This window comes from Companilactobacillus metriopterae (genome assembly GCF_002762335.1).
Taxonomy (GTDB): domain Bacteria; phylum Bacillota; class Bacilli; order Lactobacillales; family Lactobacillaceae; genus Companilactobacillus; species Companilactobacillus metriopterae.
On sequence record NZ_CP024610.1, the window covers coordinates 1,458,892 to 1,471,542 of the forward strand.

6 protein-coding genes and 4 tRNA genes are annotated in these 12,651 nt (G+C 37.0%); all 10 read right to left on the bottom strand.

Translation table 11 applies throughout. The features are described 5' to 3' along the window. Position 1: 1 nt before the first annotated feature. Entirely contained in the window at positions 2–3,631 is a 3,630-nt protein-coding gene (rpoB, locus tag CS873_RS07560; RefSeq protein WP_099975224.1) for a DNA-directed RNA polymerase subunit beta, read from the bottom strand. Positions 3,632–3,880: 249 nt separating this feature from the next. After that, positions 3,881–6,349: an ATP-dependent Clp protease ATP-binding subunit gene (locus CS873_RS07565; RefSeq protein ID WP_099975225.1), complete on the bottom strand. Its 2,469-nt coding sequence runs from the start codon at positions 6,347–6,349 to the stop codon at positions 3,881–3,883. A gap of 191 nt (positions 6,350–6,540) precedes the next feature. Then, positions 6,541–6,612 (bottom strand) — tRNA-Gly (locus CS873_RS07570). Positions 6,613–6,619: 7 nt separating this feature from the next. Further along, positions 6,620–6,692: transfer RNA gene (locus CS873_RS07575), tRNA-Thr, on the bottom strand. A gap of 28 nt (positions 6,693–6,720) precedes the next feature. After that, a tRNA-Leu gene (locus CS873_RS07580) sits at positions 6,721–6,803 on the bottom strand. A gap of 41 nt (positions 6,804–6,844) precedes the next feature. Further along, positions 6,845–6,917: transfer RNA gene (locus CS873_RS07585), tRNA-Val, on the bottom strand. 68 nt (positions 6,918–6,985) lie between these two features. Further along, positions 6,986–8,464, bottom strand: coding sequence for a lysine--tRNA ligase (gene lysS / locus CS873_RS07590; RefSeq protein WP_099975359.1), 1,479 nt, complete (start codon positions 8,462–8,464; stop codon positions 6,986–6,988). Positions 8,465–8,513: 49 nt separating this feature from the next. After that, a complete protein-coding gene (gene dusB / locus CS873_RS07595; protein ID WP_099975226.1) occupies positions 8,514–9,518 on the bottom strand; it encodes a tRNA dihydrouridine synthase DusB in 1,005 nt (334 codons plus the stop codon). Between the two features lie 68 nt (positions 9,519–9,586). After that, complete coding sequence (hslO, locus tag CS873_RS07600) at positions 9,587–10,471, bottom strand: Hsp33 family molecular chaperone HslO (RefSeq protein WP_099975227.1); 885 nt, start codon at positions 10,469–10,471, stop codon at positions 9,587–9,589. A 56-nt stretch (positions 10,472–10,527) separates the two neighbouring features. Continuing rightward, the gene (ftsH, locus tag CS873_RS07605; RefSeq protein WP_099975228.1) at positions 10,528–12,627 is read right to left on the bottom strand and encodes an ATP-dependent zinc metalloprotease FtsH; all 2,100 of its coding nucleotides are present in this window, start codon (positions 12,625–12,627) and stop codon (positions 10,528–10,530) included. Between the last annotated feature and the right edge of the window lie 24 nt (positions 12,628–12,651).

A 12,651-nucleotide genomic window follows, 5' to 3' on the forward strand; every position in this document is an offset into this window, starting at 1 on the left:
ATTAGTTTTCTGATTGTGTGTTTTGAGATGTATCTGCTTCGGAAGTAAAGTCAGGAGTTGAGTTTGCAATCTCCATCTTCTTAGCTTCTTCTTCAGCACGTTTTTGTTCTTGTTCTTTAGCAAATTTAGATAGTGCGTCGATACTAATTGTATCTTCATCATCATCCATATCACGTAATTCAATTTCATTTGATCTTGAATCTAGAACTTTCATATCAAGACCTAATGCTTGAAGTTCTTTAACAAGAACACGGAATGATTCCGGAACACCTGGCTTAGGAATACTTTCACCCTTGATGATAGCTTCATATGTTGATACACGTCCTACAATATCATCTGACTTGTATGTCAAAATTTCTTGAAGTGTGTAAGCAGCACCATAAGCTTCTAGGGCCCAAACTTCCATTTCACCAAATCTCTGTCCACCAAATTGAGCTTTACCACCAAGTGGTTGTTGAGTAACAAGTGAGTAAGGTCCGATTGATCTAGCATGAAGCTTATCATCGACCATGTGAGCTAATTTCATGTAGTACATAACACCAACAGCTACACGGTTCTTGAATGGTTCACCAGTACGTCCATCATAAAGGATTGACTTACCATCTGAATCCATATCAGCTTCTTTAACAATGTCCCATAATTCGTCATTTGTAACACCATCAAAAACAGGTGATGCAACATGAATACCAAGTTTTCTGGCGGCCATACCTAAGTGAAGATCAAGAACTTGTCCAATGTTCATACGAGAAGGAACACCCATGGGATTAAGTAAAATATCAACCGGTGTTCCATCAGGCATGAATGGCATGTCTTCTTGTGGCACAACGATTGAAACAGTACCCTTGTTACCATGACGACCAGCCATCTTATCTCCAACTTGAATCTTACGTTTTTGAGCGATGTATACACGAACCATCATGTTTACACCAGGATCTAGTTCATCACCGGCTTCACGTGTGAAGACCTTAACGTCTTGCACAATTCCACCACCACCGTGAGGAACACGTAATGATGTATCACGAACTTCACGAGCTTTTTCACCAAAGATAGCATGCAATAGACGTTCTTCGGCTGATAGTTCAGTCACACCCTTAGGAGTAACTTTACCAACTAAGATATCACCATCATAAACTTCAGCACCAACACGGATAACACCGAATTCATCCAAGTCTTTAAGTGATTCTTCACCAACATTAGGAATTTCGCGTGTGATTTCCTCAGGTCCAAGTTTTGTATCACGTGCTTCTGATTCAAATTCTTCAATATGAATTGAAGTATATGCATCTTCACGAACTAGTTTTTCTGAAAGAACGATAGCATCTTCATAGTTGTACATATTCCATGTCATGAAGGCAATCAATGGATTTTGACCAAGAGCCAATTCTCCATTTTCCATAGCAGGACCGTCAGCAATTATATCGCCAGCTTTAACAACTTCGTCTTTACGAACAATAGGTCTTTGGTTGTAACTCTTACCATTATTTGAACGACGGAATTTTGTTACTTCATATTCTTCAGTTGTACCATCGTCATCACGTTTAATCTTAATAACTTTAGCATCAACATATTCAACGACACCATCTACCTTAGATAGAAGTGCTGCCCCTGAATCATGCGCAGCAATATATTCCATACTTGTACCAACAAGAGGTGCATGTGGGTCAACCAATGGAACGGCTTGACGTTGCATGTTAGCACCCATTAGGGCACGGTTAGAATCATCATTTTCCAAGAAAGGAATACATGCTGTAGCAACAGACACAACTTGTCTAGGTGAAACGTCCATGTAATCGACTTTATCTACTGTTGTTTCGATATTGTCATCTTGGTGACGAGCAAGAACTGTTGGATCAACAAATGATCCGTCTTCATTTAGAAGAGTATTAGCTTGAGCTACGACGTAATTATCTTCTTCGTCAGCCGTTAGATAATCGATCTTATCTGTAACTTTGTGAGTATCCCAAGATACACGACGATATGGTGTCTCAACAAAACCATATTTGTTGATAATAGCGTAACTAGCAAGGTTATTAATCAAACCAATATTAGGTCCTTCGGGTGTTTCGATAGGACACATACGACCGTAGTGAGTATAGTGAACGTCACGAACTTCATATCCGGCACGATCACGAGTCAATCCACCAGGTCCAAGTGCAGATAGACGACGCTTGTGTTCTAGTTCTCCAAGTGGATTTGTTTGATCCATGAATTGTGATAATTGTGATGAACCAAAGAATTCCTTAATTGAAGCAACAACTGGTCTAATATTGATAAGTTGTTGTGGTGTAACTGTTGCAGTATCTTGAATTGACATTCTTTCACGTACAACACGTTCCATTCTTGAAAGACCAATTCTAAATTGGTTTTGTAGTAATTCACCGACAGAACGGATACGACGGTTACCCAAGTGATCAATATCATCGGTAGATCCGATATCTTCTTTTAGGTTAAGGAAGTAGTTGATTGAAGCAAGAATGTCAGCAGTAGTGATAGTTCTTACTTGTTCATCAATATTTCCATTACCAATCATAGTAACAACTTTTTCGTTATCAACTTTTGAATAAACTTGAATTGATTGGATTGTTACAGGTTCTGTTAGAACACCCTCTTCAGAAGGTGTTAATGTTGTTGTCTTGAAATCATCGCGATCTAAATATGAACCTAATTTGTTCATAGCTTCGCGATCTAGCACTGTATCCTTATCAAGGATAACTTCACCTGTATCAGGATCAGCAAGAGTTTCAGCCAATACTTGGTTGAATAGTCTTGTCTTTAGGCTAAGTTTTTTATTGATTTTGTAACGACCAACATTTGCAAGGTCATATCTTCTAGCATCAAAGAAACGAGCATAAAGAAGTGATCTTGAACTATCAGCAGTTTTGGGTTCACCGGGACGTAGACGTTCGTAGATATCTTTCAAGGCTTCTTCAACACGAGAATCAGATGTGTCTTTATGAACATCCTTATCAAGAGTTAAGTCCAAAGTATCATTTTGACCAAAAATATCTAGAATTTCATCGTCTCCACCAAATCCAAGAGCACGGACTAATTCTGAAATAGGTAATTTTCTAGTTCTATCAATACGAACATATCCAATACCTTTGGCATCTGTTTCATATTCTAACCAAGCACCACGGTTAGGGATTACAGTTGTACCATAGTTTATACGACCATTTTTGTCAGTGTCTTCATTGTAGTAAACACCTGGTGATCTAACTAATTGAGAAACAATAACACGTTCAGCACCATTGATAATAAATGTACCTTGTGGTGTCATGATTGGGAAATCACCAAAGAACACGTCTTGAGTCTTAATTTCACCAGTTTCATGGTTAGTTAACTTCAAAGTTACGTGTAGTGGAGCTGAGTAATTAGCATCATGTTGTCTTGCTTCATCAACTGTATATTTAGGTTCTAGTAGTTTGTAATCAACATACTCTAATGAAAGAGTGCCTGCAAAATCATCAATAGGCATAATGTCATCAAACATTTCCTTTAGTCCTTCATCCAAGAACCAATTGTAAGAATTTGTTTGAATGTCTATCAAGTTAGGAAGTGATAACACTTCTTTGATCTTTGCATAGCTACGACGAGTACGGTGTGCACCGTAATTTACGTTATGATATGTCAAATCGTTCACCTCAACATTTAGATTGTTAAAAAGTTAAATAGAAATATTACAATTTGATTACAAAATATAAGAAAACGCTTAATTTTCCTAATTTTAGGCAAAAAAAAACCAAAAATAGACCTAAATCTACTTTTGCTTTTCTTATTTTTGATAACCACGGACAATATTTCGTAGTTAACTCATTTAACTTTAAAACTCAATTTCTATAATACTCTGATATACCCTCAAAGTCAACATCAGTAGCTCACGTTAATGAACTTCTGTTTTTTCTTTTCCAACAACTGATATTTTAATCTTACCTTTTGTTGAACCAACTTTAATTGTATCTCCAGGTATTGCTTGATTAGTTAATAACAATTCACTAACTGGATCTTCTATCTCTCTTTGAATAGTTCTTCTCATTGGACGTGCGCCATATTCTGGTTCATAGCCATCCTTTGATAGATCTGCATATGCAGAAGAAGAAATTTCCAATTTAATTGAAAGATCTGCAAGTCTTTGTTTAACACTAGTACTCATAATCTTAGCAATTTCTTTCAACTGATCTTGTGTTAGTGATTTGAAGATAATTGTTTCATCGATACGATTCAAAAATTCAGGTCTAAAGAATCTCTTCAACTCTGCGTTAATACGTGATTGCATTTCTGCATAATCAGTTTTAGCATCTTTAGCACCAAATCCAACAGACTTATCTTCTTCCAATTGACGAGCACCCAAGTTAGAAGTCATGATGATAATTGAATTTCTAAAATCAACTTTTCTTCCCTTAGAGTCTGTCAGTACTCCATCATCTAGAACTTGTAGTAAGACATTGAAGACATCTGGATGAGCTTTTTCTACTTCATCCAATAGAATTACAGAATAAGGATTGTTCTTAATTTTTTCTGTTAATTGTCCACCTTCATCATAGCCAATATAGCCAGGGGCAGAACCAATCAATTTAGAAGTACTTACAGAATCCATATATTCTGACATATCAATTCTGACCATATTGTCTTCTGATCCAAACATCAATTCAGCAATAGATTTAGCTAATTCAGTCTTACCAACACCTGTAGGTCCTAAGAATAGGAATGATCCTATCGGACGACTTGGGTCTTTCAATCCACTTCTTGCTCTTCTAATTGAACGAGAAATAGCATTAATAGCGTCATCTTGTCCAACAACTCTCTTATGTAAATCTTTTTCTAAATTAAGAAGACGATCGCTTTCTTTTTTAGTAATTTGATTTACAGGAACGCCTGTCCACTGTGAAATAACAGAAGCAATATCATCACCAGTTACTACTGGTTTCTTTGTAGCTTTAGTTGTCTTAGAAGCACTTAAACTATCTATACGTTTTTGCAAATCTTGTTCATCTTCACGTATTTTTGCTGCTTCTTGGAAATTTTGATCTGATATAGCATGGTTTTTATTGTTAATAAGTGCTGATAACTCTTCGTTCAATTCATCTAACTTAGACATAGAGGAAGTGTTTTCTATCTTAACTTTTGCTGATGCTTCGTCAACTAAGTCGATTGCTTTATCTGGCAAGAAACGATTGGTCAAATAACGATCTGACATAGTGACTGCAGCATCTAATGCATCATCAGAAATCGATAGTCCATGATGTTGTTCATAACGTGGACGTAACCCATCTAAAATCTGTCTAGTTTCTTGAGTTGATGGTTCTTCTATCATTACTCTGGCAAATCTACGTTCAAGTGCAGCATCTTTTTCAATATATTTTTGATATTCATCAAGAGTTGTAGCACCAATCATTTGCAACTCACCACGAGCCAATGCTGGTTTTAGGATGTTAGAAGCATCAATAGCACCTTCTGCACCACCAGCACCAATCAAAGTATGTAATTCATCAATAAATAAAATAACATTTTGATCTTGATAAATTTCTTCGATAACTTTCTTCAAACGGTCTTCAAACTCACCACGGTACTTAGTTCCCGCAACAAGTGAACCCATATCAAGCATCATGATTCGCTTATTCTGTAGATCTTGCGGAACTTCTTTAGATACAATAGCCTGTGCTAATCCTTCAGCAATAGCTGTTTTACCAACACCAGGTTCACCAACCAAAACAGGGTTGTTTTTTGTACGTCGGCTTAAAATCTGAATAGTGCGTTCAACTTCTTTGTGACGACCAATTACAGGGTCCACTAAGTTTTCTCTAGCAGATTCTGTGATATCCCTTGCCAAAGAATCAAGAGTTGGTGTTCCTTCTGAAGTCTTCTTCTTGGCAGCAAGTGCCATATTACGACGATTTGTCTTGCCGTTTAGTCCCATCTTATTAAGAAGTAATTCTTTAGTCTTAGTCAAACTTAGTCCAAGGTTACTCAAAATACGATTTGCCAGATTGTTAGAATCATCTAAGATAGCCATCAAAATATGTTCTGAACCAACACGGTTAGATTTATATTGTCCTGATAATTCTTCTGCCATAGTCAAAATCTTTTGACCCTTTGGAGAATATGGTAAATAGATATTCTGTGGGGCACTTAATGAAGTATCTCCATATCCTGTTAGATGTTCGATTTCTTCCTCAACATCTTTTGTACTAATTGATAAATCTCTTAACGTAATTCCGGCAATACCATCATTCTCCATAGTCAATCCAAGTAAAATATGTTCTGAACCAACCGCATTATGATGGAAAGACTTTGCCTGATCTTGAGCGAGAATTAATGCATTTTTTGCGCTCTCTGTAAAAGCCTTTTCCATTGAGAACACCTCATTTCATTCATGTATGTCTTGCTAGTATAAAACTGTTTTCAAAAATTGCAAGTCATTAATCTATACTAATTATTATACCGCACTGAAGTTGATAAGATCTTTACTTAGCTCATTGCATTTGTATAATAATTCATCAAAAAAAGAACAACCAGTATACACTGGTTGTTCTTTTTCAATGAAGCGGAAGACGAGATTCGAACTCGCGACCCCCACCATGGCAAGGTGATGTTCTACCACTGAACTACTTCCGCAAATGAATGCCGACTAGAGGATTCGAACCTCCGACCCCCTGTTTACAAGACAGGTGCTCTGCCAACTGAGCTAAGTCGGCTTAACACTAATTAGTTTAATGTTAAGAATACGGGTGAAAGGACTTGAACCTTCACGTCCACTGGACACTAGAACCTAAATCTAGCGCGTCTGCCAATTCCGCCACACCCGCAAAACCATAAATAATATAACCATCGGTAGAAAAACTACCAATGGAGGATACAGGGATCGAACCTGTGACCTCCTGCTTGTAAGGCAGATGCTCTCCCAGCTGAGCTAATCCTCCATGTTTGAAACAACTATATTATTATACCCAAGACAAATAAAAAAAGTCAACGTTTCCGTTGACTTTTTTTATTTGTCTTCGTCTACTCTCATTGTTGGAAATAGTAAAACATCACGAATTGATGGTGCATCGGTTAGTAACATAACTAAACGATCAATTCCGATACCTAAACCACCGGTTGGTGGCATACCGTATTCTAGTGATTCTACAAAATCTTCATCAATAGTTTCAGCTTCATCATTACCAGCATTGCGTTCTTTCAATTGTTCTTCAAAACGTTGACGTTGGTCGATAGGATCATTCAATTCAGTAAAGGCATTACCATATTCATGTCCTAAGATAAATAACTCAAAACGATCTGTGAATCTTTCGTCTTCTTTATTTTTCTTAGCTAAAGGTGATACTTCTACTGGATGTCCATAAATAAATGTTGGTTCTTTGATCGTATCTTCTACAAATTCTTCAAAGAATTCGTTGATGATGTGACCTACTCCCCAATATTCTTCGTACTTAACATTTTTTTCATCAGCAAGTTTACGTGCATCTTCAATAGACATTTCTTGCCAGAAGTCTACACCAGCTTTTTCTTTAATGGCATCAACCATGTGTACACGCTTGAAAGGTTTCTCTAAATCTACTTCTTGTTCTTGATAAGTAAACTTTTGAGTTCCCAATGCTTTTTGTGCAGCATATCTGAAGATACCTTCAGTTTCATCCATAACATCATTGAAGTCAAAGTAAGCAGCATATGTTTCCAATGTTGTAAATTCAGGGTTATGTTGAGTATCTAATCCTTCGTTACGGAAAACACGACCTATTTCATAAACACGTTCAAATCCACCTACAATCAAACGTTTTAAGTGAAGTTCTAGCGCTATTCTCAAATACATGTCAGCATCTAATGCATTGTGGTGAGTAATAAATGGTCTTGCAGAAGCTCCACCAGCTTGAGCATTAAGAACAGGTGTCTCTACTTCAAGAAAATCATTTGAATCTAGATATTCACGGACAGCTGAAATAATTTTAGAACGCTTGTGGAAACGATCATAACTATCTTCGTTGGCAATCAAATCAAGATATCTTTGACGATATTTTTGCTCGATATTTGTCAAACCATGGAATTTATCTGGTAATGGTCTAAGAGCCTTTGACAACATAGTTACTTTAGTAGCTTTGACAGTCAACTCACCCATATCAGTTTTCATGATAACACCCTCAATACCTAGGTGATCACCAATATCAGCACGTTTAAAGATGTGGTAATTTTCTTCACCGACTTCATCTTTACGAACGTAAATTTGAATTCTGCCTGTACGATCCCTTATATCAGCGAACCCTACTTTTCCCTTACCACGTTTTGTCATGATACGACCAGCTATGACAGCATGTGTTTCTTGTTCATCTAAAACTTCTTTTGTCTCATCTTCATACTTGTCATGAATGTCTTGAGCAAGTTCTGTTCTTACAAATCTTGAACCGTATGGATCAATTCCTGCATCATATAATTCAGCAAGTTTTTCACGTCTAACCTTTAATTGGTCGTTCATTTGAGTACCATTTGGATTATTCTTTCCCACTTGTTTCACCCCTTATTAATTATGAAATTTTAGCAGTCTTAGCTTCTCTTTTTTCTGATTGTTCAACGAATGAATCTAGTAAATCAAATACTTCTTTCATTGTATCAACTTTCATCACTTCTGCACGTGTTCTAACAGCATGAGGAATACCTTTTAGATAGTAAGCAGCTTGTTGACGGAATTCTGGAACTCCGATTTCTTCACCCTTTAAGTCTACTAGGCGTTCAAGTTGAACTTTGGCAATATCAATTTTTTCACGAATTGTTGGATCTGGCACTAAAATACCTGTTTCAATATATTGTTGCATTGCGTTTAGTTTCCATAGGTTACCTAAAACTGCACGACCAACCATTACAGCATCAGCGCCGACAACGTCCAACATATATTTAGCATCTTGAGGTGTCTTAACATCACCATTTCCCATAAATGGAATGGTTAGTTTTTCAGCAACATCATGCAAAATATCCCAGTTAGCTTTACCAGAATAAAATTGTTCACGAGTACGTCCATGCATAGCAATTGCTGCAGCTCCACCTTCTTGGGCAGCCAAAGCATTTTCAACAGCATAAATGTGATCGTCATCCCAACCAGTACGCATTTTAATTGTCAGAGGTTTATCAATTGCTGAACTAACAGTTTTAACAACATCATAAACTTGATCAGGATCCAACAACCATTTTGAACCGGCGTCTGATTTGATTATCTTTTTAACTGGGCAACCCATGTTGATATCAATAATATCTGCAGCAGTATTTTCAGCAACGTATTGAGCTGCTTCTGCAAGTGATTCTTTGCTACCACCAAATATTTGGATACTTACTGGGTGTTCTTTAGGATCAACAAATAACATATTCAAAGTTTTATCATTTCGATAATGAATACCTTGGTCACTGATCATTTCACAGACAACCATACCCGCACCAAATTCTCGAGCTGTCATTCTAAATGATGAGTTAGTTATTCCTGCCATAGGTGCTACAACTACTTGATTGGGAATTGTAACGTCTCCAATTTTCCATTCCATAATATCTACCTCAGTACTTAATAAATTACATCAAATCATCATAGCAAATTTTTGCAAATCTTTCCAGATTAACTATTTTTTTCTTGCAAGATGTTTTCCAAATCTTCTTTGCTAAATTGATATTTTTCAGAACAAAAATGACAAACTGCCTCTGCTCCACCGTCTTCATCAATCATTGCTTGGATTTCGTCATCTGACAATGTTGCTAGAGATTTTGCAAATTTTTCTTTAGAACAATCACAGACAAATTTTACAGGAATAGTTTCTAACACTTTCATTTCAATACCATTCATCAATTTTTCTAGAATTTGTTCATTAGTTAAACCTTCGTTGAAAAGTCTTGAGATGTGAGTCATTTCAGACAAGTTCTTTTCAATATGTTCAATATCTTCATCAGTTGCATCTGGCAATGTCTGAATCAAAAATCCACCAGCTGCACCAACTGTTTCATTGGGTTGAACAAATACTGACACTCCGACAGCTGAAGGAATTTGTTCTGACTTAGCCATATAATAGGCAAAATCATCACCAACTTCTCCGGAAACTATTGGTACTTGGCCAGTAAATGGTTCCTTCAAATGTAAGTCCTTAGTAATACTTAGTGTTCCAGAATCACCAACTGCACCTCTAACATCTATATGTTGATTATCATTTAAAGGCAAACTCACATGTGGATTTTGAATATATCCACGAACATTTCCATAAGCATTTGCATCAACAATTACAGCTCCTGCGGGTCCATTACCGATTAATCTTGTTGTTATAAGTTCATCTTGTTTCAATGTTGATGTCGCTACCAGAATAGAACCGATCATAGTTCTACCCAATGCAGCAGTGGAGTTACTCCATGTATCGTGTCGCCTTTGTGCTTCTGAAACAGTGTTCTTAGCATTTACAACATAAACTCTAAATTTTCCATCCGTAGAAACAGCTTTAATCATATTGTCTGCCATATATTTACTCCTTAAAATCAAGAAAAGCGACTCTCGCGAGTCGCCTTCCTGAATTATTATTTATCATCTGATGAAGAATCATCTTTTTCTGATGGGAAAGTTGTATTATCAATTTTCTTTTCAGTATTTTCTTCAACTTCTTCAGATTTTTGTTTTTCAGCATCTTTAGCTTCAACAGCTTGTTTAGCTTGTTCGAACGTACCAGCCTTTTCACTTGGGTAAGCTGAAGCTGTTGCACTTTCAGGCATCTTACCATCGTTGAATAGACTAAGTATTTCTTTTTCATCAAGTGTTTCATATTTCAATAATGCTTCAGCAATCAACTTATGCTTGTCGCGATTATCTTCAATAATTTGATGAGCTTGTTCATGTGCTTCATCAATTAAACGTTTAATTTCTCCGTCAATAGATGTAGCAGTATCTTGTGAATAAGAAGGAACTGAGCGATATCCACCAGAGAATGGTTGACCGTCTTTTTCTAGTTGTACAGTACCTAGTTTTTCAGTCATACCATATTCTGTGACCATTGTTCTTGCAATTTGTGTTGCTTGCTCGAAATCATTTGAGGCACCAGATGATTGTGAGTTGAAGACAATTTCTTCAGCTGTACGTCCACCAAGTAACCCTGCCATTTGTTCAGTCAATTCTTTTTTAGTGATTAAGTTTTGATCGTCTTTAGGAAGCATAATTGCGTATCCACCAGCACGTCCACGAGGTACAATTGTAACTTTTCTAACGACACGTGAATCACTAAGTACAAGACCGATAATGGCATGTCCTGCTTCGTGATAAGCAACCATATTACGTTCTTTATCAGAGATAACTCGATTCTTCTTAGCTGGACCAGCAATTACACGATCTTCAGCTTCATCAATATCTGTTGAATCAATCTTCTTCTTACCACGACGAGCAGCAACAAGAGCAGCTTCGTTAAGTAAGTTTTCTAGATCGGCACCAACAAATCCTGGTGTTTGTTGAGCAACCACTTTTAGATCAACATCATCTGTAAATGGTTTGTTCTTAGAGTGAACATCAAGAATAGCTTCACGTCCCTTAACATCTGGGCGACCAACAAGGATCTTACGGTCAAAACGACCCGGACGTAGTAAAGCAGGATCCAGAACATCAGAACGGTTAGTAGCTGCCATAACAATGACACCTTCGTTACCAGTAAATCCGTCCATTTCAATTAGCAATTGGTTAAGTGTTTGTTCACGTTCATCATTTCCACCACCAGTACCAGAACCACGTTGTCTACCAACGGCATCAATTTCATCAATGAAAATGATTGCTGGAGCGTCTTTCTTAGCAGTTTCGAACAGATCACGTACACGACTAGCACCGACACCGACGAACATTTCAACGAAGTCAGAACCAGAAATTGAATAAAATGGCACACTAGCTTCACCGGCAACGGCCTTAGCTAGCAATGTTTTACCAGTACCAGGAGGTCCCTCAAGTAATACACCTGAAGGTATTCTGGCACCCAGTGCCACAAACTTACGAGGATCTTTTAAGAATTCAACAACTTCAACAAGTTCTTGTTTCTCTTCCTCTGCACCAGCAACATCAGAGAATCTGATCTTGTTCTTCTTAGGATCTTCTGGCTTAACCTTTGAACGACCAAAGTTCATCATTCTGTTAGCTCCGCCTTGGCCACCTTGACCACCACGTCCCATCATTGAACTAAAGATAAAGAAAATGACAAGTAATGGTAAACCGATTACTAGAATGGAATAAATCCATTGTCCAGATGATGACTCTTGTTTAGTTGTAGCTTTAACATTTTTATCTTTTGCAGCACTACTAATACTTGCTAGAGTACTGTTGTTTGGTAATACAGTTGTAGTAAAATTCTTGGCTTCACTACTCTTAGAATTTGAGCTTCCAAATAGTGAAACAGAATTAGATGATGATTTTGTTTTTTGAGCTGTCTTATACTCACCACTCACAGAGTAGACACTTCCACCTGGTTGGATTGTATAATTTTTTATTTTTCCATCTTTCAACTGGCTAATAAATTGATCTTGAGACAAAGTCTTAGTTGTGGTGTTAGATTGTCCACCTACGAACCAACTACCCGCTAATACAAGAACAACAACAAGTAAAAGATAAAACAGACTATTACTAAAAAGTCTATTTCGATTATTTTTCATATATGTTTACTTTCCTCCTGAATT